Here is a 23,979-nt window from a genome sequence, read left to right as displayed (position 1 = left end):
GTCGCCAAATGCCACGCACGGCAAACAACCATCGCCGGATGGGCAAAGAAAACCTGCCGCATCCCCGCCGGTCCAGCGCCTCCGGGCGGCCGAAAATCACTCCGCCGCCATCATGGGCGGCCGCGCGTCACCGGCGGCCGCCCACGCAGGCATCACTCATCAAGCCTTGGCGTAGACCTCGACACCGGCCGCGCGGAACTCGGCGGCCTTCTCCTGCATGCCGGCTTCCAGCGCCGCCTGTTCGTCCAGCCCCTGGGTGGCCGCGAAGTCGCGCACGTCCTGGCTGATCTTCATCGAGCAGAACTGCGGGCCGCACATCGAGCAGAAATGCGCCGACTTGTGCGCGTCCTTGGGCATGGTCTCGTCGTGGTATTCGGTCGCGCGTTCAGGGTCCAGACCGAGGTTGAACTGGTCTTCCCAGCGGAACTCGAAGCGGGCCTTGCTCAGCGCGTTGTCGCGTGCCTGCGCGCCGGGATGGCCCTTGGCCAGATCGGCCGCGTGAGCGGCGATTTTGTAGGCCATCAGGCCCTCGCGCACGTCGTTCTTGTTCGGCAGGCCGAGGTGCTCCTTGGGCGTCACGTAGCAGAGCATCGCGGTACCGAACCAGCCGATCATCGCCGCGCCGATCGCCGAGGTGATGTGGTCGTAGCCCGGCGCGATGTCGGTGGTCAGCGGGCCGAGGGTGTAGAACGGCGCTTCGCCGCAGACCTCCAGCTGCTTGTCCATGTTCTCCTTGATCAGGTGCATCGGCACGTGGCCGGGGCCTTCGATCATGGTCTGGACGTCGTGCTTCCACGCGATCTTGGTCAGCTCGCCGAGGGTTTCCAGCTCGCCGAACTGGGCGGCGTCGTTGGCGTCGGCGATCGAGCCCGGACGCAGGCCGTCGCCCAGGCTGAAGGCGACGTCGTAGGCCTTCATGATCTCGCAGATGTCCTCGAAGTGTTCGTACAGGAAGCTCTCGCGGTGATGGGCCAGGCACCACTTGGCCATGATCGAGCCGCCGCGGCTGACGATGCCGGTCACGCGGCCGGCGGTCAGCGGCACATAACGCAGCAGGACGCCAGCGTGGATGGTGAAGTAGTCCACGCCCTGCTCGGCCTGCTCGATCAGGGTGTCGCGGAAGATCTCCCAGGTCAGCTCCTCGGCGCGGCCGTCGACCTTCTCCAGCGCCTGGTAGATCGGCACCGTGCCGATCGGAACGGGGCTGTTGCGGATGATCCACTCGCGGGTCTCGTGGATATGCTTGCCGGTGGACAGGTCCATCACGTTGTCGGCGCCCCAGCGGATCGCCCAGACCAGTTTCTCGACCTCCTCGGCGATGCCCGAGGACACCGCCGAGTTGCCGATGTTGGCGTTGACCTTGGTCAGGAAGTTGCGGCCGATGATCATCGGCTCGCTTTCGGGGTGGTTGATGTTGCACGGGATGATCGCGCGGCCGCGGGCGACCTCGTCGCGCACGAACTCCGGGGTGATGACCTTCTGGATGTTCGCGCCGAAGCTCTGGCCCGGATGCTGCCTGAGCAGGTGCGCCTCGGTGATCGCCTCCAGCCGCTGGTTCTCGCGGATCGCGACGTATTCCATCTCCGGGGTGACGATGCCGCGGCGGGCGTAGTGCATCTGGGTGACGTTGGCACCGGCGACGGCACGGCGCGGCAGAGGACGGTTGCCGAAGCGCACCGCGTCCAGCTTCGTATCGCCTTCGCGCTGGCGGCCGAACTGCGAGGTCAGGCCGTCGAGCGCTTCGGTATCGCCGCGTTCGGCGATCCAGGCCGCGCGCAACGGCGCCAGTCCACGGGCCAGGTCGATGGTGGCCGACGGATCGGTGTACGGCCCGGAGGTGTCGTAGACGGCCAGCGGCGCGTTGTCCTCGCCACCGAACAGGGTGGGCGTGGCGGCGAGCACGATCTCGCGCATCGCGACCTGCAGGTCGGGACGCGAGCCGGGCAGGTGGATCTTGCGCGAGCCGGGGATCGGCCGGACCACGTCGGCCGACAGCTTGTCGGCATCCTGGACCAGTTGGGAGGGCACTGCATTCATGGCATTCATCCGCTTCGGGTGGAGTGTCCGCACGGGGGTGCGGGCCGTTGCGAACCTGGTCGCAACACGAAGCGAAGGCGCACGGCCCCACGGGGAACCGGTGCGAAGCTTCCCTACGGCGGTATCAACCGCGTCAGGTTCGAAGGGTCTGTCTCAACCGGCGCCGGGACGGCGCGCGGTACCCCCGCTTCAGTCGCGCATTGGAGCATGTAACCGCTCCGGCGGCCAACCGTGGAGCCGCAGGAACACCGGGGCGGCACGGCGATAATGTCGCCACGCCGCGGGTCGCAGGACCCGCGTCAACCCGGTGGCGGCCAGCGGCCGCGGAGCATGTCGATGGCACAACAGGGAAACCGACCGGCACGCCAGGCGAGCGCCTTCGCCCCGGCCGGCGTGGGCAACATCGGGGTCGGCTTCGACCTGCTCGGGCACAGCATCCACGGGCCGGGCGACCGCGCCACGGTGCGTCGCATCGATGCACCGACGGTCCGCATCGTCGCGATCGACGGCGACAGCGCGGGCACCGGCGACCTGCCGCTGGAGCCCGCTCTGAACACCGCCGGGCGCGCGCTGATCGCGCTGCGCGAGGAGCACGGGATCACGCATGGCTTCGAGCTTTGGCTGCACAAGGGCATCGCGCTGGGCTCCGGGCTGGGCGGTTCGGCGGCCTCCGCCGTGGCCGCCCTGGTCGCCGCCAACCACGTGCTCGATGCCCCGCTGAGCCGCGAGCAGCTGTATCCGGCGGCACTGGTGGGCGAGTCGGTCGCCAGCAACAGCCTGCAGGGCGACAACGTCGGACCGATGCTGTTCGGTGGCGTGGTGTTGGCGACCCGCACGCGGGTGATTGCGTTGCCTGCGCCGCCGCTGTATTGCGCGGTGGTACACCCCCACTACGTGCTGGAAACCAGGCGGTCGCGCGAGGCGCTGGTCGCGCCGTACCGGATCGGCGAGTTCGCCCGCCAGAGCGAATACCTCGCGCTGTTCCTGACCGGCCTGGCGCGCGGCGACCGTGAACTGATCGCGGCCGGGTTGCGCGACGTGCTGGTCGAGCCTCGCCGGGCCGCGTTGATCCCGGGCTTCGCCGGCGTGCAGGCTGCGGCGCTGGCCCACGGCGCGCTGGGGGCGAGCATCTCCGGGGCCGGACCGAGTGTGTTCGGCTGGTTCGACGACTCGGCCGACGCAAGCGCTGCGGCCCGCGCGATGCAGGCCGCGTTCGCCGACGCGGGGCTGGGCAGCGACGCCTGGGTGTCGCCGATCAACGGCCCGCGTGCGGAACTGCTGGACTGACATATTGAGCATCGGCAAGGCCTGTCCGGTTGGCATTTGCGCCCGCGGCGGTTAGCGTCGGTGGATGAATAGAATCCAGCTCCCCATCCTCGCCACGGCGCTTGCCGTCGTCCTGTCCGCCTGCACACCCGCGCCCACCACCGCGCCGGAGGCCGCTGCCACCTCCGCGCCCTCGGCGTCCACCACGCCCCGGGACGCGTTCTTCAATCACCTGACCGCCCTGTGCGGCCAGGCCTTCGCCGGCGAGGTCGAGGTCGACCGTCCCGGCAGCACCGGCCCCAACCCGTTCGCCGACCAGGCCCTGGTGATGCACGTGCGCGAATGCAGCGAGCAGGAGATCAAGATCCCGTTCCACGTCGGCGAGGACCGCTCGCGCACCTGGATCGTCACCCGCACCGGTGACGGCCTGCGCCTGAAGCACGACCACCGCCTGGCCGACGGCAGCGACGACCCGGTCACCATGTACGGCGGCGACACCGCAGCCGAGGGCACCGCCAACCGCCAGGAGTTCCCGGTGGACGCGTTCTCGCAGGAAATGTTCACCCGCGAAGGCATGCAGGTATCCAACACCAACGCCTGGGCGATCGAGATCGAGCCGGACGTGCACTACACCTACGAACTGGCACGCACCGACACCGACCGCCTGTTCCGCGTGCGCTTCGACCTCACCCGGCCCATCGACGCGCCGCCGGCCCCGTGGGGTGCCGCCGACTGACACGGCGCATCGACACGGCGACACACATCAGGGCGGCCCTCGACGGGCCGCCTTTTTATTGGTTCTTCTCCCATCCAAGGGGAAAGCGCGACATCTGCGGGGTGGCCGGGGTGCCGGGAGCGAATGCCCTTGTGTGCGAATGTCCCCCGGCACCGATGAAGCCGGTGCCTCCTCCTTTATTTCACACCCAAGGGCATTCGCACCCGTCGTTCCAGCGTGGCGGGGGTTCCAGAAGCGCAGGCCCGGCTGCCGGGCTGTCCGCGTACCTCTGCGATCCGACAGCACCGACGTGACCTGCAGGCCTTCGGGGCGAAATAAAGGGGGAGGCGTCCGCCGCAGGCGGGGCCGGGGGACATTCGCCGCGAAGGCCTGCAGGTCGCGCCCCGGCCCGTCTTCCCGACTTCCCCGGAGTCGGGAGATGAACCTTTTTGTTTCTATTGCAGTTCCTGCGGTACCTTGACCCGGAACCACGCCGCATACAGCGCCGGCAGGAACAGCAGGGTCAGCACGGTGGCCACCAGCAGGCCGCCCATGATCGCCGTCGCCATCGGGCCGAAGAATGCGCTGCGCGAGAGCGGGATCATCGCCAGGATCGCCGCCAGCGCGGTCAGCACGATCGGCCGGAACCGGCGCACGGTCGCCTCCACGATCGCGTCCCAGGTCTCGTGCCCGTCGCGCCGGTCCTGCTCGATCTGGTCGACCAGGATCACCGAGTTGCGCATGATCATCCCCGACAGCGCGATCGTGCCCAGCATCGCCACGAAGCCAAACGGCACCCGGAACACCAGCAGGAACAGGGTCACCCCGATCAGCCCCAGCGGCGCGGTCAGCAGCACCATGATGCTGCGCGAGAAACTGCGCAGCTGCAGCATCAGCAGGGTGAACACGACGAACAGGAACAGCGGCACGCCGGCGGCGATCGAGTCCTGGCCGCGGGTGGAATCCTCCACGCTGCCGCCGATGTCCACGGAGTAGCCATAGGGGAGGTCGGCGCGGATGCCGTCCAGGTTCGGCGAGATCTGCGCCATCACCGACGCCGGCTGGGTGCCGTCGTAGATGTCGGCGCGTACGGTCATCGTCGGCTTGCGGTCGCGGTGCCAGATGATGCCTTCCTCGAAGCCGTATTCGAGCGTCGCCACCTGCGACAACGGCACGCTCTGGCCGCTGGCTGTGGGCACCATGAGGCTGCCGAGCTGGTCCAGCGCAATCGGCTCGGCCTCGCCGCCGCGCAGCATCATCCCGATCAGCTCGTTGCCCTCGCGGTAGGTGCTGACCTGGATGCCCGACAGCGACCCGCCGAGCACCTTGGCCAGTTGCGCCGAGCTGATGCCGAGCGCACGCGCGCGGGCCTGGTCGACCTGCAAACGCACCACCTTGCCCGGCTCGTCCCAGTCCAGGTTGACGTTGGCGACGTGCGGGTTCCTGCGGATTTCCTCACGCACGGCGTAGGCGATCCGGCGCACCTGGTCGATGTGCTCGCCGGAGACGCGGAACTGCACCGGGTAGCCGACCGGCGGCCCGTTCTCCAGCCGCGTCACGCGCAATTGCAGCTCGGGGAAGCGCGGCACGACTTCCTCGATCATCCAGCTGCGCAACTGCTCGCGCGCTTCCAGGCTTTCGGGCATCAGCACGAACTGGGCGAAGTTGGCCGCCGGCAACTGCTGGTCCAGCGGCAGGTAGAAGCGCGGCGAACCGGTGCCGACGTAGGCGGTGTAGTTGACCAGGTCCTTGCGAGTGGCGAGCAGTGCTTCCAGCCGCTCGGCCTGCGTCCGGGTCGCGCGCAGCGAGCTGCCTTCGGCCAGCTCCATGTCGACCATCAGTTCCGGCCGCACCGAGTCGGGGAAGAATTGCTGCGGCACGAAACGGAACATCAGCAGCGAGGCGACGAACGCCGCGACGGTGATCGCGATGACCAGCCAGCGATGGCGCACGCACCAGATCACCCAGCTGCGGAAGCGCTGGTAGAACCGGGTGCCGTACGGGTCGTGCGCGTGGCTGTGATCCTTCGGCAATGGCGCGATCACATCGGCGAACGCCGGATGGCGGTCCGCCCAACGGTGCCGCCGCGCCTGCCAGCGCGCGGCCAGCGAGCCGGGCTTCGGCGCGACCGGGTGCCCGTTCGCGCCGCGCTCGATATGCGGCAGCAGCTTGTCGCCCAGATAGGGCACGAACACCACCGCCGCGACCCACGACACCAGCAGCGCGATCGTCACCACCTCGAACAGCGAGCGGGTGTACTCGCCGGTGCTGGACGCCGCGGTCGCGATCGGCAGGAAGCCCGCCGCGGTGATCAGGGTGCCGGTCAGCATCGGGAACGCGGTCGACTCCCACGCGAACGCCGCCGCCTTCAGGCGGTCGAAGCCCTGCTCCATCTTGATCGCCATCATCTCCACCGCGATGATCGCGTCGTCGACCATCAACCCCAGCGCCAGCACCAGCGCGCCCAGCGAGATCTTGTGCAGGCCGACGCCGAGGATCTCCATCACGGTGAAGGTCATCGCCAGCACCAGCGGGATCGACAGCGCGACCACCAGCCCGGTGCGCAGGCCCAGCGACAGGAAGCTCACCAGCAGCACGATCGCGACCGCCTCGGCAAGCACGCGTACGAACTCGCCGACCGAGTCCTGCACCGCGGCCGGCTGGTCGGACACCTTGTGCAGTGCCATCCCGGCCGGCAGGGTGCGTTGCAGTTCGGAAAACTCGGCTTCCAGGGTCTTGCCCAGCGCGAGGATGTCACCGCCATCGCGCATCGCCACGCCGATGCCGATCGCGTCCTCGCCCATGAAGCGCATGCCCGGCTGCGGCGGGTCGGAAAAGCCACGCTCGACCGTCGCCACGTCGCCCAGCAGGAAGGTGCGGTCGCCGACCCGGATCGGGAACTCGCGGATCTGCTCGACCGACTGGAACTGCCCGCTCACCCGCAACGGCACCCGGCTGCCCGGGGTCTCGAAGAAACCGGCCGGCACCACCGCATTCTGCTGCTGCAACGCGTCCTGCACCGCCGCGGCCGACACCCCGAGCGTGGCCAGCTTGGTGTTCGACAGCTCGATCCAGACCTTCTCGTCCTGCAGGCCGAACAGCTCGATCTTGCCGACGTCGGGAAGGTCCTGCAGCGCCAGCTGGACGCGGTCGGCGTAGTCCTTCAGCACTGCGTAATCGAACCCCTTGCCGGTCAGCGCGTAGATGTTGCCGAAGGTGTCGCCGAACTCGTCATTGAAGAACGGTCCGACGATGTCCGCCGGCAGCTCCGGCCGCAGGTCCGCGACCTTCTTGCGCACCTGGTAGAACAGCTCGGGGATCTCGGCCGAGCGCATCGAGTCGCGCGCGGCGAAGATCACCTGCGATTCGCCGGCACGCGAATACGAGCGGATGAACTCGTACTCGCCGGTCTGCATCAGCTTGCGCTCGATCCGCTCGGTGACCTGCCGGCCGACCTGCTCGGCGGTGGCGCCGGGCCAGACGGTGTGGACGACCATCACCTTGAAGGTGAACGCCGGGTCCTCGCTGCGACCCAGTTTCAGGTAGGAAAACGCACCGGCGATCGCCAGCACCAGCATCGCGTACACCACCAGGCTGCGGTGTCGGAGGGCCCACTCGGAAAGATTGAATCGCATGGATCAGGGAATCCCGGTCTGCTGCCTTTCGCCACGGGCGGGAAAGGGAGGTTGACGCCAAATGCGAGAGCGGAGCGTCGCGATGGCGGTCGGCTTCAAGCCGGCGGTGCCTCAGTTGGCCGCGCTTTCAGCGGGCATGCTTCCAGTCGGCTTGCCTTGAACTTGCGCGCTTTCGATCGACAAGGGCCGGTTGTCGCGATCCACCGGGCTGACCTTCTGTCCCGCACGCAGCAGATGCCCACCGGCCGCCACCACCCATGCATCCGCGGACAGGCCGGACGTGACCGGCACGCGATCGTCGCCGTAAGCCCCGACGGTGACCGGCTGCAGCACCAGGGTCGAGGTCTTGCGATCCACCACGAACACCGCCACCGCATCGCCATCGCGCTGCAACGCGGTCAGCGGGACGCTCAGCACGGCCGTCTGGCCCGACGGGCCGGCGTCGATGAACACCCGTGCACTCTGGCCCAGTTGCAGCGCCCCGACTGGCGCATCCAGTGTGGCGCGCGCGGCATAGGTGCGTGATGCCGGGTCGGCGGCCGGCGCGACTTCGCGCACGGTACCGGGCCACTGCTTGCCGGGAGCGGACCAGACCTCGACCCGTACCGTCTGCCCCGGCCGGATGTCGGCCTTCTGGCTTTCCGCTACGGCGAACGCCACTTCCCTCGCGCCATCGACGGCCAGGGTGAATACCGCCTGCCCTGCCGCGACCACCTGCCCGGCCTCGGCCTGGCGGTCGGTGATGACACCGTCGGCCGGTGCCAGCAGGCGGCTGTAGGCTGCCTGGTTGCGGGCCACGTCGAGCTCGGCGCGGGCCGCGTCGACCTGTCCCTGCGCGGCCGTGGCGCTGGCATTCTGTGCATCCAGCGCCGAGCGGCTGACCAGTTGGTCCTTCGCCAGCGCGGCGAAGCGGGCCTGATCGGCGCGGGCGCGTCCCAGCTCCGCCTCGGCCGCCGACAACCGGGCCTGGACTGCCCGCACCTGCGCCTGCTGGTCACCGGGATCCAGTGTCGCCAGCAGGTCGCCCCGCTTGACCTGATCGCCGATGTCCACCTGCCGCGCCAACAGTTTGCCGCCGACCCGGAACGCCAGCGGACTCTCCTCGCGCGCCCGGATCTCGCCCGTCAGCGAAGCCACGCCGACGTCCGCCTTGCCCGGCAGGACCACCAGCACCGGCCGCGTCTCCTGCGATGCGACTTCGCCGGAGCCACAGGCGGTCAGGAAAAAACCGGCCAGCGTCACCGTGGCGAGGATCGCCAGCCGGGCGGCGCGGCGACCGGATGGAGTGCGGCTGCGCATAGGGGTACGCCTCGCGGGATCAATTAATGGACCGGAGCGTACTGTATGAATATAAAACCCGCTGGTCTAGTATTTCCGGTCATGTCGTCATCCCGCTCCCATGCCCGCCCCCGTGCCCATCCACTCATGCCCGTGCAGACGGCCAAGCCTGCAGGGAGACCTGCGGAAAATCCTGCGCGCAAGGCGACCACAAAACGCGCCGTGACCGGTTCGTCGCTGACGACCGCAGACGCTCCCGATTCCGTGGCGACACCAGCCCCACCTGCGAAGGCGCCCGCCGGCCCGGGCCGCCCGAAGGATCCGGCCAAACGGGCGGCGATCCTCGATGCCGCCCGGACGATGTTCATCCGTCACGGCTACGAGGGCGTCAGCATGGACCAGATCGCGGCCCAGGCCGGCGTCTCCAAGCTCACCGTGTACAGCCACTTCGGCGACAAGGAAAACCTGTTTTCTTCCGCCGTCGCCTCGTACTGCGAGCAGCAGTTGCCGCACTCGCTGTTCGCCGGTTCGGCCGGCACGCCATTGCGCGAACGCCTGCTGAAGATCGCCCGCGCGTTCCACGCCCTGGTCAGCAGTCCCGAGGCGATTGCCGCCCACCGGATGCTGTGCACGCCGCAACTGGCGGGTTCGCCGCTGGCGCATGCGTTCTGGGACGCCGGCCCCCGGCGCGTGCAGGACGAATTGGCGAGCCTGCTGCACCGGCGCATCGCCGCCGGCGAACTGGTGATCGGCAATACCGATCCGGGCCAGGTCCGGCTTGCAGCAAGCCAGTTGCTGGTGCTGCTCAAGGGCGACCCGCACGCGATGCTGCTGTTCGGCTGCACCGACCCGACACCGGCGGAAATCGAAGCCCATCTGGCATCGGCGGTGGACCTGTTCCTGCGTGCGTATGCACCCGGCGGTGCGCCAGCCACGGGCTCCGACGATCCATGACCTAGGTCGCGGTGACTTCCGGCACTCAAGCCCGGCCCACGCTGAACGCCATCCTGTAGGCGCTGCAACCGCGCGGACGGCCCGGAACGACCGGCGCCCATGTTCCGGACGTCGGCCCACGGGGCCAGTACAATAAGCGGTTGACACGAACAACCCGAGATTCCACGCATGAGCATGATTGATTTCGCCAAGGCCCGCGAGTTGATGGTCGAGCAGCAGGTACGGCCCTGGAACGTGCTGGATGCGCGCGTGCTTGACGTTCTGACGGCGATGCCGCGCGAGGAATTCGTGCCCGCCGAGCACCGCAACCTGGCGTACACCGACACCAACCTGCCGCTGGCCCACGGCGAAGCCATGCTGAAGCCGGTCATCCAGAGCCGCATCCTGCAGGCACTGCTGTTGCAGGCGGGCGAGGACGTGCTGGAAATCGGCACCGGCACCGGTTACCTGACCGCCTGCCTGTCACGGCTCGGGCGCGACGTGGTCAGCCTGGAACGGCACGCCGATCTCGCCGATGCCGCCCGCGCGCGCCTGATCGCCCAGGGCCTGGCCAATATCGAGGTGGTCGCTGCCGATGCCTTCGCCTGGCAGACGGAGCGCCGCTTCGACACCGTCTGCGTGACCGCTGCGGTGGACAGCATTCCGTCGGCCTTCCTGAAATGGCTGAAGCCCGGCGGCCGGATGTTCATCGTGCGTGGCCGCTCGCCGGCGATGGAAGCGGTGCTGCTGCACAACGATGTCAACGGACCGCGCATCGAATCGTTGTTCGAGACCGACCTCCCCTACCTCGCCGGCGCGGCCCCCGTGCCGGCCTTCGAATTCTGACCGCAAGGACTCCGCATGATTTCCCGCCCACTCGTTCTCGCCCTCGCCTTCGCCCTGCTGCCGGCCACCGCCGCGGCGGAAGACCTGTTGCAGACCTACGAGCTGGCGCGCGCCGGCGATCCGCAGTTCGCCGCGGCGGAGTCCGGCCGCCTGGCCACGCGGGAAGGCGCGGTGCAGGCGCGGGCGGCGATGCTGCCGCAGATCGACGGCAGCGCATCGCTCAACCGTTCGCGCAGCGAAGGCCCGGCAACCTCGAACCAGTTCGATCCCGTGACCGGGCAACCGGTGACCTTCCGCGGTGATGTCAATACCGAGACGACCTCGCGCCGAATGGGGGTGAACGTCAACCAGATGGTCTTCGACCGCTCGCGTTTCAGCACGCTCAGCAGCCAGAAAGCCCTGAGCCGGGCCAGCGACTTCCAGCTCCAGGCCGCCGGCAACAGCCTGATCACGCGCACTTCGGCGACGTACTTCAACGTACTGGTGCAGCTGGAAACCCTGGCCGCCGCCGAAGCCGCGGAAACGGCGCTGCAGAAGCAGTTCGACTTCGCCTCCAAGCGGCTGGAAGTCGGCCTGGCGCCGATCACCGACGTCCATGAGGCGCGCGCCCAGTACGACAGCGCGCGCGCGAACACCATCCTGGCCCGCAATGCCGTCGCCGACGCGTACCAGGCGCTGGCGGAAATCACCGGCCAGCCGGTGCGCAACCTGCAGGGGCTGCCGCAGGATTTCCAGCCCGCACTGCCGGTCGCCGAAGGGGCCGACAGCTGGGTCCAGACCGCGATCGAGAACAATCCGGCGTTGCGCGCCCAGCAGTACCAGGTGCAGTCGGCCGAGGCCAACATCACCACCGCCCGTTCCGGCCATTGGCCCACGCTGTATCTGGGCGGCGGTTATTCCGATGGCAAGACCTGGGGCGACCGCACGTTCAGTGCCAGCGGTCTGCCGGGATCGGTCACCAGCCCCATCGAAAGCGAAAGCCGCGGCCCGGAAATCGGCGTGACCCTGTCGGTGCCGATCTTCTCCGGTGGCGCCACCCAGTCGCGCGTGCGCCAGGCCGTCGCCCAGCGCGATGTCGCCAGCGACCAGCTCGAGCAGCAGCGCCGCGCGCTGGAGCGCAACACGCGCAATGCGTACCAGACCCTGGTCGCGGGCGTCAGCGAAGTCGAAGCGCGACGCCTTGCGCTGGTCTCGGCGCAGGCCGCCTACGACGCCTCCCAGGTCGGCCTGGAAGTCGGCACCCGCACCGTGCTGGACGTGCTGATCAACCAGCAGAACCTGTTCGGCGCGCAGCAGGCTTATGCCGTGGCGCGATACAACCACCTGCAGCAGCGGCTGGTGCTGGAAGAAGCGGCCGGCACGCTGGACATCAACGACGTGCAGGACATCAACCGCCTGCTTACCGTCGACGCCGAATCGCAGGTCCAGTCGCCACTTCAGCGGTAGGCGATGCCGGTGCTGTCGTCGGGTTTGCCGACAGCACCGGTTGCAGCAACACCATCGTCTGCGCCAGCGCACCCCGTCCGGTCTCCACCAGGGTGCGGCCGGCCTCGGTCATGGCCGAACGCAGTTGCGGGTCGGCCAGCAGGGCCTCCAGTGCTTTTTCCACGCCCTCGGCATCGGCGCCGACCCGCAGCGCGCCGGCGTCATCGAGCTGGCGCGAGATCTCGACGAAGTTGTGCAGGTGCGGGCCGGTCACGATCGCGGTGCCCGCCGCGGCGGGCTCCAGCAGATTGTGGCCACCGATCGCCTGCAGACTGCCACCAACGAAGGCCACGTCGGCACACGCATAGAAGTGCACCAGCTCGCCCAGGGTGTCGACGACGAAGACCTCGTCCGCCGCCGTCGGCCACTGCGCTCGCGAGCGCGTGGATACTTTCCAGCCGGCGGCGCGCGCGTAGTCGGCGACCATCCGGAACCGCTCCGGATGACGCGGCACCCACACCAGCAGCAGGTCGGGAAACCGCGCGCGCAAACGGCGGTGGATCAAGATCACGGCCGCCTCTTCGTCCTCGTGGGTGCTCGCCGCGATCCAGACCGGACGGTCCCCACAACGACGACGGCACTCGGCGGCGAAGCTCTCCAGCCCCTCGGGCACCATGACGTCGAATTTCAGGTTGCCCAGGTCGACCACCTGCTCCGGCCGCGCGCCCAGGCGCACGAACCGCACCGCGTCGGCCAGCGATTGCGCGGCGACCATGGTCACGGTACGCAAGGCGCGACTGACCAGCGGCGCCAGCACCCGGTAGCCGCGCAGGGAACGTTCCGACAGCCGCGCGTTGAGGATGTACACCGGCACCCCACGGTCGCGGCAACCGAACAGCAGGTTCGGCCACAGCTCGGTTTCCATGATCAGCCCGGCGCACGGACGGTAGTGGTCGATGAACCGGCCCACCGCGCCCGGCAGGTCGTAGGGCAGGTAGACGTGCTCGACATCGTGGCCCCACAACGCGCGCACGCGCTCGGAACCGGTCGGGGTGATCGTGGTCACCAGCAGTTGCAGGTCGGGGCGGCCGCGGCGCAGCGCGTCCACCAGCGGCACCGCCGCGTTGACCTCGCCGACCGATACCGCATGCACCCACAGCGTGAGCCGATGCGGGTCGTCGTGATAGCGTGCGTAACGCTCGTTCCAGCGCTGGAAATAGGCAGGCTGGCGAAAGCCGCGCCAGATCAGGTGGTACACCGTGAGCGGCACCAGCAGGTACAGCGCGGTCGAATACAGGCCGCGCAGAAGGCGCTCGATCAGGTCTGTTCGCATGCGCGAAGGATACTGTACGGCCCGGCCGGCGCGGCCGGCGCGGGAGCGCTGCACGGCCGTCCCCGGCGAGGGACCGCCCGGTAGAATCGCGGGCATGTCCGATACCGCTTCCCCCGCATCCGATTCCGTTCCGGCCAGCCCGACCTCCGCCGGAGCCGCGCCGCTGGGGCCGCGCCACTGGCCGATGTGGTTGGCGCTGGGCGGGATGTGGCTGGCCGCGCGCCTGCCGTGGTCGTTGCAGCGCGTACTCGGCGCGGGCATCGGGGCGCTCGCGCTGCGCCTGGCCGGCGAGCGGCGACAGGCGGCGCGGATCAACTTGTCACTGTGTTTTCCGGAGCTGGACGAGGCGTCGCGCGAGGCCTTGCTGCGCGCAAGCTTTCGCGACCTGGGCATCGGCCTGTTCGAGTTCGCGCGCGCCTGGTGGGGCTCGGTCGCGCCGATGCGCCGCACGACACGGATCGAGGGCGTGGAGGCCATCGAGGCGATCCGTGCACAAGGGCGAGGTGTGCTGCTGGTGTCCGGCCATTTCCTCACCCTGGAGATCTGCGGGCGGCTGATGTGCGACCACCTGCCGCTGGCCGGCATGTACCGTCGCCATCGCAGTCCGGTGATGGAATGGGCGGTCAAGCGCGGCCGCCTGCGTTATGCCAGCGCGATGTTCGCCAATGCCGAACTGCGTCCGGCGATGCGGCACCTCAAGCAGGGCGGCCTGCTGTGGTACGCGCCCGACCAGGACATGCGCGGCAAGGACACCGTGTTCGCGCCGTTCTTCGGCGTGCCGGCGGCGACGATCACCGCGACCCACCAGTTCGCCCGCCTGACCGGCTGCGCGGTGGTGCCGTTCTTCCATCGGCGCGAGGGTGCGGATTACGTGCTGCGGCTGGGTGCGCCACTGGGGGATTTTCCTTCCAGCGATGCCGCCATCGACAGCACCAAGGTCAATGCCGCCATCGAGGCCATGGTGCGCGAGGCACCCAGCCAGTACCTGTGGATCCACCGCCGGTTCAAGCGGCGCCCGCCGGGAATGAGCTCGCCTTACCGGCGCGGGTAGACCTGCCCGGTGCCAGCATATGAAATAGCGTCTGCCTGAGTCGGTAAGTCAGAGCCGAGCGCGTGAGGAAGGAGGCTGCGCCTGTCGGGTATCCCGATCAGTCGCTCCACGATATTCGCTTGGTGATCGGGACACCCGACAGGCGCCACCGGAATTTCTCGCTGGTCGAAGGAAGAACAAAAGCTGGCGGGCCTTTTCGACCGCAGTAACGTTGCAGCGCGCTCAAGTACACGTGGTCCCGATGCCAATAAGCGACGGCCTTTGTCCCGGGCCGAGCCCAGAGCCATGGGGCTTGGATGGCGCAGGCGGCGCCTGCCGAAATTTCTCGGTGGCCGAACAGCAGCCATGCGGATTTTCCGCCGTGGCCTGCGGCGGTGAGTACGGGCATGGGTGAGTGCAGGCGGCTTGCGCGGCACTGCCGCGCGCCTGCGCGAACGGCCGGTGCGCTGCGCCGGACCGGGCCGCGGAGCGGGCTGCTCGAACCGGGCAGCAAGCACCCCGACAGGGCGACGCTGCATCCGAAGCCCTCGCTACATCCCGCTCCGCTGTTGCTGTTGCTGTTGCTGTTGCCAGCTACTTCTGCTCCGCCGCGTCAGGCAAGGCCAGCAAACTGCCGGCATACAGGGCTGCCAGCAGCAGGGTCAGTCCACCCCAGAAAGTTGAATAGAACGCGAGGTGGGTATTGAGCGGGAACACCGTGACCACCAGGGCGAGCATCGCCGGACGTGCCCGCCTGCGGGCGGCGGCATCGGCGAACCGCCAGGCGCGCCAGGCCAGCGCGCCGCCGGCCAGCCACAACAGCAGGCCGAAAACTCCGGTCTCGCTGAGGATTTCCAGCACGATCTGGTGGGCATGCAGCGCCGGCCCCTCACCCCATTGAGCGACCTGCCCCGACTGCGGATCACACTCCGGGAATGCCTCGCGGAAACCGCGGGCACCCACACCGTTGATCGGGTGGTGGCCGGCCATGCACAGCGCCGCGCCCCAGATCCGGGTGCGCCCGGACAACGCCCGGTCGACCCCGGCTTCGTTGGCCGCCAGCACGTGGGTCGTGCGCTCCAGTCGCTGGCGCACGTCCGGTGAGACGATGCCAAGCACCACGAGCATGACGGCGCCGAAGGCGAATACGCCCAGCAACTTCTTCCAACCCAGCAGGCGCCAGCCGGACAAGACCAGCACCAGTGCATAGGTGATCCACGATGCGCGCGAGCCTGCCAGCACCACCACCACGCCGATCGCAGTGGCGCCCAGCAACCAGCCGGCGATTCCGAACCGACGGCTCATCGCGTACAACGCGAACGGCGACAGGCTCGCCAGGACCAGACCCAGCTTGAGGTTGCACGGCCCGAGCACACCGCTCAGCCGATCCCGACCCGCGACCTCGATGGCGGTGCACATGCCGTGACCGCTGATCGCCTGCTTGATCGTGTCGATACCGAAAAACAGCGGACTGGTGCCGGTCAGCGCCTGCAACAGGGCATCCACCGTCCAGACGCCGACGATGATCGCCAGCCCGCCCAAAGTGTTGCGACGTCCACGCTGGTTGGCGACGGCCGAAGCCACCAGCCACAGGAACGGCAGGTAACGCAGGTCCGCGGCCGCCTCGCGCAGCGCGCGGCCGGGATCCACCGCATCGAACGAGGACACCAGTTCGGGCAGCCAGTAGGCGAAGAACAGCACGCTGGTCAACGCCCAGGCCGCGCCACTCAACAACTGGCTGCCGCCACGGAAACGCGAGCCGATCAGCTTGACGATCGCCAGCAGCGCACCGAGCACGAGGACGCCTTCGGCATAACCGGGCGCGGGCCACAACGCCACATAGGCCAGCACCCACGCCGGGGCCCAGCGCCACCCGTGGCTCGACTGCCTGTGTGGGACGTTCGCGGCTGGGCGCGCTGACGCAGGCGGGTCAGTCGATGAGTTCGGCATAGACATCCAGGGTCGCTCGTTGCATGGCGTGCAGGGTGTAATCCGACAGCAGGGGCATCGTAACGGCTGCCACCGACGGCCGGGCCAGCAGGCCGCGGGCGCGCTGGTGCAGGACCGCCTCATCGAATGCGGGCACTGCGCCCGCGGGCTGCAGTTGGCCGAGCAATTCGCCCACCCCGCCATGGTCCCAGCCCAGCACCGGACGACCGACCGACAACGCCTCGATCACGGTGCGACCGAACGCCTCGGGCTTGCGCGACAACTGCAGCACCAGGTCGCTGGCGGCATAGGCGCGGGCGATGGCATCGGTGGGCGCGGTGAACGCCAGCGCACCTTCGATGCCCAGCACCACCGCCCGGGCTTCGAGTTCGGCGATATACGCCTCGCGTCCGGACTCGCGCGCACCGGGCAACCACAGCCGGGCATCCAGGCCGTCGCCGCGCAGCCGCGCCAGCAGTTGCAGCGCATCGGCATGCCCTTTCAGGCGGGTACCGCGGCCGGGCAGCAGCAGCAGCGGGCCACTGCCGACCAGCGCCGGATGCTGCGCGGCGGCCCATTGGCGCGCGGCGCGATCCGGCAACGGCGCGTGCGGAAAGACCGCCGGATCGATACCGCGCGGGATTACCCGCAGGCGGTCGGGACCGGTTTTCGGGTAGTGCCGCAGCACATGATCGCGCACGCAGCCGGACACGCAGATGACCCGCTCGCCGCGGGTCATGACGGCGCTGTAGGCCGAAACCGAGTTGAGGCCGTGCACGGTGCTGACCAGCCGCGGCCGCGTCGCGGCGGCCATGCCGCGCAGGGCGAACCTCGCGATCCAGGCCGGCAAGCGCGAGCGCACATGGACGATGTCGACGTCGCCACCGGCCAGCAAGGCGCGCAGCGGCCTCACCTGACGCAACGTCAACAGCGACTTGCGACCGATGTCGAGCGTCACATGCTCCGCACCGGAAGCCAGCAGACATGGCACCAGCCGGCCACCCGCGGAAACCACGATCGCGCGATGGCCCGCATCCACCAGGGCCCGGGCGATTTCCAGCGTGGAACGCTCCACCCCACCCGATTCCAGCGCCGGCAACAGCTGGACGACGGTCATCCGGCGCATCGTGGAAGGGTCAGTCCTGGAGGACGAAATGCGCGCCGCAATACGGGCAGTCGCTCTCGCCCTCGGCCTCGATCGGCAGGTACACGCGCGGGTGCGAATTCCACAGTGCCATCGACGGCATGGGGCAGCTCAGCGGCAGGTCGGCGCGGGTAACGACGTAGCGACGCTCGGCGTTGGCCTGGGTGGGATGGACTTGGACTGCGGTCATGGCGGGTATCGACGGATGATGCGAGGCGGCCAGTTTACCAGCCGCCCCGCCGTGCTTACCGGGGCAGCTCGAACAACAGCACATCGGTGCCGTCGGCCACGGCTTCCAGCATCAGCGTTCCGGCCTCGTCGACCATGCCGACCGCATCGCCGGCCAGCAGGCGCTGGTCACCGGACGCGACCGCACCGGCGGCGACGTGCAGCCAGTAACGACGGCCGTCATCCAGATCGAACGCGGCGGCCTGCCCGTCCGCCAGCCCGGCGCGGTACAGCCGGGCCTGCTGGCGGATCGCGATGCTGCCGCTGGCGCCATCGGGCGAGGCCAGCAGCTGCCAGCCCTCGCCCGCCGTCGCGGGCCGGTGGGCATACCCCGGCGCGGCGTTGACCCGGTCGGGCTGCAGCCAGATCTGCAGGAAGTGCACCGGCTCGGTGGTCGAGGCGTTGAACTCGCTGTGCTCGACGCCGTGGCCGGCACCCATCCACTGCAGTTCACCGGCCCGGATCACGCCTTCGGCGCCACTGCTGTCGCGGTGCGAGAGGGCACCCGACAGCACGTAGCTGAGGATCTCCATGTTCGCGTGCCGATGCGGGGCGAACCCTGCACCGGGGGCGACACGGTCCTCGTTGATCACCCGCAGCACGCCGAAGCCCATCCATTCGGGATCGTAATAACCGCCGAAGGAAAACGTATGCCGGCTGTCGAGCCAGTCGATCTGGGCCGGACCGTGACCGCGGCTGTCGGAAGGGCGCTGGATGATCATGGATCGTCTTATTCCGCCTTCGGCACGGAGGCTTCGGTGGTGATGCGGATACGCACCTCGTCGCTCACGGCCGGCGCGTACATGCCGACGTCGAAGTCGGTGCGCTTGATGGTGGTCACCGCGTCGAAGCCGATGGTCGGCTGTTTCATCATGTTCTCGCCGACCTTGTTCAAGGTGACATCCAGCACGACCGGCTTGGTGATGCCTTTGATGGTCAGCTCGCCGGTGACCTTCAGCCTGCCTTCGCCGGCCGCTTCGACCTGGGTGCTCTTGAAGCTGGCGCTGGGGAATTTGGCCGCGTCGAAGAAATCGGCGCTGCGCAGGTGCTCGTCGAACTTGGCGGTAAAGCTGTTCATCGACGACAGCGGCAGGGTCACCTGGACGCTGGAGGCGGCGACGTTGTCGGCGTCATACACCAGCACGCCATCGGCCTGGCCGAAGTGCATGCTCGGGTTGGAGAAGCCGAAATGGCTCCACTGCGCGATCACGTCGGTATGCGCGGGATCCATCTGGTAGGTGACGGGAGCGGCAAAGGCGGCGGTGCCGGCGGCGGCCAGGGCGGTGGCAAGGATCAGTCGCTTGAACATGGTGTGTCTCCGCGTAATGTCGGTTGGTATCGCTGTATCGGGTCAGTGGTGTTGAGTCGGCCGGCGCATCGGGCGTGCCGACTCAGAGAATCCGCGCTGCCTCATCGAAGGACAATCGCGGCGAACGGGGGAACAACGTATCGGCGTCGCCATGACCCAGGTTGACCAGGAAATTCGACTTGATCGTGGTGCCCTTGAAAAACGCCTCGTCGACCATCGCGTTGTTGAAACCCGACATCGGGCCGGTGTCCAGCCCCAGCGCGCGTGCGGCCAGGATCAGGTAGGCGCCCTGCAGGCTGCCGTTGCGGAACGCGGCGGCGCTGCGTCCATCGCGCGGGCCGTCGAACCAGCTCTTGGCGTCGGTGTGCGGGAACAGGTACGGCAGCTTCTCGTGGAAATCCTCGTCGAAGCCGACAATCACCGTCACCGGCGCGGCCATGGTCTTGGCGTGGTTGCCCTCATCCAGCGCAGGGCCGAGCTTGGCCTTGGCCTCGGCGGACTTCACGAACACGAAGCGCGCCGGGCTCATGTTGGCGCTGGTCGGGCCCCACTTCACCAGCTCGTACAGTTGCCGCAAGGTCTCGTCGCTGACCTCGCCGCCGAGCTGGTTGTGGGTGCGGGCGGTACGGAACAACTGGTCGAGTGCTGCCGGGTCGAGGGCTTCGTGCCGGGTCTGGGGCATCTATGATCTCCGCAAGGGCAATGGATTGAATGGGTGCGGCAACGCACATCGCTGCCAAGGCGGCAATTGTAGGGCATGGCCGGATTCGCAACAGGCAGTCACTTCGGAACGGATTACAGTCGAATATGGAACACTCGGGCACCCGTTCGGCGACCTGGACGCTCTGCGACGGCCACGCCGGCAACCTGCGCCAGGTCCTCGCGCTGGCCGCGGCACTGGGCCGGCCCGCGCGCGAATGGACGCTGCACACGCACGCGCCGTGGCGCTGGACCGCGCCGCGCGGCGCGTTCGCGGAGCACGCCTTCGGCGCCAGCTTCGCCCTGGCCCTGCGCACGCCGCCGGAGCTGGCTATCGGGTGCGGGCGGCAGGCCGCGCTGGCGACGCGTGTCCTGCGCCGGCGGGGCGCGCAAACGGTGCAGATCCTCGATCCGCGCATCCCGACGCGGCACTGGGATCTGGTGATCGCCCCCGAACACGACCGGCTGGACGGCGACAACGTGATCGCGATGCTCGGCAGCCTGCACCCGGTCGATGACGACTGGCTGGCCGCCGCGCGCGTGCACTTCGGTGCGCTGGCCACCCTGCCGCAGCCCCGCACCGCGCTGTTGCTGGGCGGCGCCAGCGCGCACGCGCGATTCGACCCGGCACTGCTGGAGACCATCGTCACCGGCGTGCAGCGCACGACCGAAGCCGAAGGCGGCTGCCTGCTGGTGACCACGTCCCGCCGCACGCCCGCCGCGCTCGCCGAGCGTCTGCGTCACCACGTCGCCGGTCGCAGCGGACTCGTGTGGAGCGGCCCGGGCGATGGCGCCAACCCCTACCCCGGTCTGCTCGCCTGCGCCGACCGCATCGTCTGCACGGCCGACTCGGTCAACATGCTGTCGGAAGCCTGCGCCACCGACGTGCCGGTGTTCGTCGCCGGCCTGGCGCAACTGTCGGGCCGACCGCGACGGTTCGTCGAGCGCCTGCTCGAACTGGGACGGGTGCGGCCGTTGGATGACACCCTGGCACCGTTCACGGTGACGCCACTGCGCGAAACCGCGCGCGTGGCCGCGGAAGTGAAGCGTCGGCTCGGGCTGTAACGCCCGGCTGGCCGGCAAGTTGCTGTTGCTGTTGTAGGAGCGGCCTCAGCCGCGAGGCTACGGATGTTGGACACGATCTACAGGTCGCGACTGACGTCGCTCCTACCTGTGCGGGACGGCGGCGTGGCAACTTGCGGAGCCGTGCTGTCGCAGGAACCATCGGCGACTCGCCGTCCTCGATCGGCGGTTCTCAGCCAGTGCTGAAATCCAGCCCGTGCGCCAGTACCGCCGCCCGGATGTCCGCGCGTGCCTGCTGCACCGCCTCGTCCCGGCCCACCCGGCGTGCACGACGGTCCAGGGTGCAGTCGAGTCCGCGTGACAGCAGGGTGGCGTGGGCCGCCTGCAGGCGCTCATGGGTGTCGGGATCGAACACCCCAGCGGCCTGCATCGCCTCGATCAACCCTGGCGTATCGCGCGACAGCAGCAGTTCCGGCGCGGCGTCGGCGTGATCGAGCACGAGCGCCTGCAACAGGAACTCCAGATCCACCAGTCCGCCCTCGCCCTGCTTGAGGTCGAACACGGCGGCATCGCTGCGGTCCAGTTCCGCGCGCATCCGCAGGCGCATTCCGGCGACATCGGCGCGCAGCTGCTGCGGATCGCGCGTGCGCGCCAGGATCTCGCTGCGGATTGCCTCGAATTCCGCGCCCAGACCCGGATCGCCCGCCACCGGGCGCGCGCGCACCAGCGCCTGGTGTTCCCAGCTCCATGCGCGGCTGCGCTGATAGTCGGCAAAGCTGGCCAGGGTCGATACCAGCAGCCCCTTCGCGCCGTCCGGGCGCAGGCGCACATCGACGTCGTACAGGCGTCCGGCCGTCGAGGGCGCTCCGAGCAGGGCAACGATTTTCTGCGCCAGGCGCGCAAACCAGCGTGAGGCGTCCAGCGGGCGCACGCCATCGGACAGCACGCTGTCGCCGCCGACCTCATCACCTGGGTCGTCACCCGAGTCATACAGGAACACCAGGTCGAGATCGGAGCCGAAACCCAGTTCGCCGCCGCCGAGGCTGCCGTACCCCAATACCGCGAACCGCGCCCCCGACAGACGGCCGTGGACGGTACGGATCTCGCGTTCGGCCAGCGTAAGCACCCGCTGGATGACGCCGTCAGCGAGCCAGGTCAATTGCCGCGCGGTATCGACCGCCGGCTGGCGAGCGTCACGATGCGCCATCGCGATACGGAAACTCAGCGCCTGGCGCACCTCGTTGAGTGCGTTGAGGACCGCTTCGACATCATCGCCGGCGGTATCGTCGCCGGCTCCGGCCACACCGACGCAGGCGGCGATCAACTCGTCACGGCCCGGCAGCGGCCCGGTGACGCGCGAGTCGAGCAGTTCGTCCAGCAGCAACGGGTGGACCGTCAGTCGCTCCGCCAGCATGGCGCTCTGGCTGATGACCTCGACCAGCCGCGCCAGCGCTACCGGCTGTTCGTCGAGCAAAGCCAGGTACGCGCTGCGACGCAGGATGTTGTGCAGCAGCGCGAGCAGGCGCCGCAGCGCGAGCAGTGGCTGGCGGGAGCGGGCCACGCCCTGCAGGAACGCCGGCAACACCCGGTCCAGACGTGCGCGGGTGCTGTCGGACAGCCCGCACACGCCAGGGCGGCGGACGAAATCGCGCAGCAGGCCATCGGCTTCGTCAACCTCATCAAAACCCGCATCCGCCAATGCAGCGGCATTGCCGCCATCGGGCAACGCAAGCCAGTAATCGGCCAGTGCACCGGGCGCCTGCTGGCGTTCACGTGGTGCCAGCAGGGCGTGGAACTCCTCACTGATGACCTCGCGACGCCGCTCCAGCGCGTCAAGCAACTGGCTCCACTCCCGATAACCCAGACCCTGCGCGATGCGCGCCCGGTCGATGGGATCAACAGGCAGGGCATGGGTCTGCTCGTCGCGCAGCATCTGCAGCCGGTTTTCCAGCCGGCGCAGGAAGCGGTAGGCCTCGGCCAACGCGGTGCCGGCTCCGGGTTCGATCTGATGGGCTTCCACCAGCGCCGCCAGCGCCGGCTGCAGGGCGCGTTGGCGCAGCCCCGGCTCGCGGCCGCCGCGGATCAGCTGCAGCGCCTGGGCGAGGAACTCGACCTCGCGGATACCGCCCGGGCCGCGCTTGATGTCGTCGGCCAGCTCCTTGCGCGCCACCTCGGCGGCAATCGCCGCCTTCATCGCACGCAGTCCGTCGAGCGCCCCGTAGTCGAGATACCGGCGATACACGAACGGGCGCAGCGTCTCCAGGAAGTGCTCGCCGGCCTGGAGATCGCCGGCGACCGGTCGCGCCTTCTGCCAGGCGTAGCGCTCCCAGTCGCGCCCCTCGCGCTGGAAGTACTGCTCCATGGCCGGGAACGACCACGCAATCCGTCCGGCGTTGCCGTAGGGGCGCAGGCGCAGGTCGACGCGGTGGCAGAAGCCGTCGCCGGTGACCTCGTCCAGCAGCTTGGCCAGTTGCTGGCCCAGCCGGGAAAAGTAGTTCTCGGCCGCGAGCGGGCGCGCACCGTCGCTGGTCTCCCGCTGCGGATCGACCGGTTGCTCGTAGCCGTAGACCAGATCGACGTCGGAGCTGAAATTCAGCTCGCCGCCGCCCAGCTTGCCCAGCCCGAACGCGACCAGTCGTTGCGCGCTGCCGTCCGCACGGCGCACGAATCCGTGGCGGGCGCCGAACTCCTGCTCCAGCGCCTCCAGCGCGAGCCGCAGGCAGGTTTCGGCCAGCGCCGTACTGCCCGCCAGGGTGGCATCCACATCGTCCATCCCGTGCACGTCACGCCAGACCAGCCGGGTCGACTCGGCGGTGCGATAGCGCCGCAGCAGCGACGGCCACTGGTCGCGGTTGTCGGCGACCAGCCCAGGTACCGGCAACGCCGCATCGCCGTCGTCCGCCAGCAGCCGGGCCAGCAACGCGGGTTGGCGAACCAGGGTGGCGATCGCGAAGTCGCTGGCGATCGCCACCGGCCTCAGGCGTGCACAGTCGGCCTGGTCGAGGTCGCCGACGGCACGCAGGCGATCGAGCGCGCGAGCGACGATGGCATCGGGGTCGAAGTCGGGTACGTCTTTCATCGACAACGATGATGGCACGCGCGACACGAACCAAAACGGCCGCCCTCACGGGCGGCCGTTGGTTCAGTCC

Annotated in this window: 18 protein-coding genes and 1 riboswitch; of the genes, 7 read left to right on the top strand and 11 right to left on the bottom strand. The window is 69.0% G+C overall.

What is annotated here, in order from left to right; translation table 11 throughout:
• Positions 1-159: 159 nt before the first annotated feature.
• Positions 160-2,037, bottom strand: coding sequence for a phosphomethylpyrimidine synthase ThiC (gene thiC, locus N792_RS12355; protein ID WP_036195710.1), 1,878 nt, complete (start codon positions 2,035-2,037; stop codon positions 160-162).
• Between the two features lie 92 nt (positions 2,038-2,129).
• Positions 2,130-2,233: riboswitch (TPP riboswitch) on the bottom strand.
• A 134-nt stretch (positions 2,234-2,367) separates the two neighbouring features.
• Between thiC and N792_RS12350 the strand changes: the two genes are divergently transcribed.
• Both N792_RS12350 and N792_RS12345 read left to right on the top strand, forming a co-directional pair.
• Positions 2,368-3,324: a homoserine kinase gene (locus tag N792_RS12350; RefSeq protein ID WP_052104087.1), complete on the top strand. Its 957-nt coding sequence runs from the start codon at positions 2,368-2,370 to the stop codon at positions 3,322-3,324.
• Between the two features lie 64 nt (positions 3,325-3,388).
• Complete coding sequence (locus tag N792_RS12345) at positions 3,389-4,039, top strand: hypothetical protein (protein WP_036195707.1); 651 nt, start codon at positions 3,389-3,391, stop codon at positions 4,037-4,039.
• Positions 4,040-4,473: 434 nt separating this feature from the next.
• Here the strand turns inward: N792_RS12345 and N792_RS12340 are convergent, their stop codons facing one another.
• The gene (locus N792_RS12340; protein ID WP_036195705.1) at positions 4,474-7,653 is read right to left on the bottom strand and encodes an efflux RND transporter permease subunit; all 3,180 of its coding nucleotides are present in this window, start codon (positions 7,651-7,653) and stop codon (positions 4,474-4,476) included.
• A 111-nt stretch (positions 7,654-7,764) separates the two neighbouring features.
• On the bottom strand, positions 7,765-8,952 hold the full coding sequence (locus tag N792_RS12335) for an efflux RND transporter periplasmic adaptor subunit (protein WP_084105807.1): 1,188 nt from the start codon (positions 8,950-8,952) through the stop codon (positions 7,765-7,767).
• 243 nt (positions 8,953-9,195) lie between these two features.
• Between N792_RS12335 and N792_RS12330 the strand changes: the two genes are divergently transcribed.
• The 3 genes from N792_RS12330 (at position 9,196) to N792_RS12320 (ending at position 12,156) form a co-directional block, all read left to right on the top strand.
• A complete protein-coding gene (locus tag N792_RS12330) occupies positions 9,196-9,885 on the top strand; it encodes a TetR/AcrR family transcriptional regulator (protein WP_052104101.1) in 690 nt (229 codons plus the stop codon).
• Positions 9,886-10,059: 174 nt separating this feature from the next.
• Positions 10,060-10,710, top strand: coding sequence for a protein-L-isoaspartate O-methyltransferase family protein (locus N792_RS12325; protein WP_036195796.1), 651 nt, complete (start codon positions 10,060-10,062; stop codon positions 10,708-10,710).
• 15 nt (positions 10,711-10,725) lie between these two features.
• On the top strand, positions 10,726-12,156 hold the full coding sequence (locus N792_RS12320) for a TolC family outer membrane protein (protein ID WP_036195702.1): 1,431 nt from the start codon (positions 10,726-10,728) through the stop codon (positions 12,154-12,156).
• On the opposite strand, the gene waaA is transcribed toward N792_RS12320, so the two are convergent.
• Positions 12,110-13,468 (bottom strand): lipid IV(A) 3-deoxy-D-manno-octulosonic acid transferase, encoded by a 1,359-nt coding sequence (gene waaA / locus N792_RS12315; protein ID WP_052104085.1) that lies wholly within the window; start codon positions 13,466-13,468, stop codon positions 12,110-12,112. The genes N792_RS12320 and waaA overlap by 47 nt on opposite strands.
• A 94-nt stretch (positions 13,469-13,562) precedes the next feature.
• Between waaA and lpxL the strand changes: the two genes are divergently transcribed.
• A complete protein-coding gene (gene lpxL / locus N792_RS12310; RefSeq protein ID WP_036195701.1) occupies positions 13,563-14,519 on the top strand; it encodes an LpxL/LpxP family Kdo(2)-lipid IV(A) lauroyl/palmitoleoyl acyltransferase in 957 nt (318 codons plus the stop codon).
• 573 nt (positions 14,520-15,092) lie between these two features.
• Here lpxL and N792_RS12305 read toward each other — a convergent pair.
• The 6 genes from N792_RS12305 to N792_RS12280 form a co-directional block, all read right to left on the bottom strand.
• Positions 15,093-16,448: an O-antigen ligase family protein gene (locus N792_RS12305; protein WP_036195698.1), complete on the bottom strand. Its 1,356-nt coding sequence runs from the start codon at positions 16,446-16,448 to the stop codon at positions 15,093-15,095.
• On the bottom strand, positions 16,429-17,553 hold the full coding sequence (locus N792_RS12300; RefSeq protein ID WP_036195696.1) for a glycosyltransferase: 1,125 nt from the start codon (positions 17,551-17,553) through the stop codon (positions 16,429-16,431). The genes N792_RS12305 and N792_RS12300 overlap by 20 nt, the downstream gene beginning before the upstream one ends.
• Before the next feature lie 10 nt (positions 17,554-17,563).
• Positions 17,564-17,761: a zinc-finger domain-containing protein gene (locus tag N792_RS12295; protein ID WP_036195695.1), complete on the bottom strand. Its 198-nt coding sequence runs from the start codon at positions 17,759-17,761 to the stop codon at positions 17,564-17,566.
• Between the two features lie 55 nt (positions 17,762-17,816).
• A complete protein-coding gene (locus tag N792_RS12290) occupies positions 17,817-18,521 on the bottom strand; it encodes a pirin family protein (RefSeq protein WP_036195692.1) in 705 nt (234 codons plus the stop codon).
• Between the two features lie 8 nt (positions 18,522-18,529).
• Positions 18,530-19,108 carry a YceI family protein gene (locus N792_RS12285; RefSeq protein ID WP_036195689.1) on the bottom strand — a complete coding sequence of 193 codons (579 nt, stop codon included), beginning with the start codon at positions 19,106-19,108 and terminating at the stop codon, positions 18,530-18,532.
• A gap of 82 nt (positions 19,109-19,190) precedes the next feature.
• Complete coding sequence (locus N792_RS12280; RefSeq protein WP_036195687.1) at positions 19,191-19,790, bottom strand: malonic semialdehyde reductase; 600 nt, start codon at positions 19,788-19,790, stop codon at positions 19,191-19,193.
• Positions 19,791-19,915: 125 nt separating this feature from the next.
• Between N792_RS12280 and N792_RS12275 the strand changes: the two genes are divergently transcribed.
• Entirely contained in the window at positions 19,916-20,872 is a 957-nt protein-coding gene (locus tag N792_RS12275) for a mitochondrial fission ELM1 family protein (protein WP_036195686.1), read from the top strand.
• A gap of 190 nt (positions 20,873-21,062) precedes the next feature.
• Here N792_RS12275 and glnE read toward each other — a convergent pair whose 3' ends face one another.
• Positions 21,063-23,909, bottom strand: coding sequence for a bifunctional [glutamate--ammonia ligase]-adenylyl-L-tyrosine phosphorylase/[glutamate--ammonia-ligase] adenylyltransferase (glnE, locus tag N792_RS12270; protein ID WP_036195684.1), 2,847 nt, complete (start codon positions 23,907-23,909; stop codon positions 21,063-21,065).
• Positions 23,910-23,979: the final 70 nt, after the last annotated feature.

It is taken from the genome of Lysobacter concretionis Ko07 = DSM 16239 (assembly GCF_000768345.1).
Taxonomy (GTDB): Bacteria; Pseudomonadota; Gammaproteobacteria; order Xanthomonadales; family Xanthomonadaceae; genus Novilysobacter; species Novilysobacter concretionis.
Note: the sequence above shows the minus strand (reverse complement) of the source record. Positions and strands in the feature narration are given on the sequence as shown.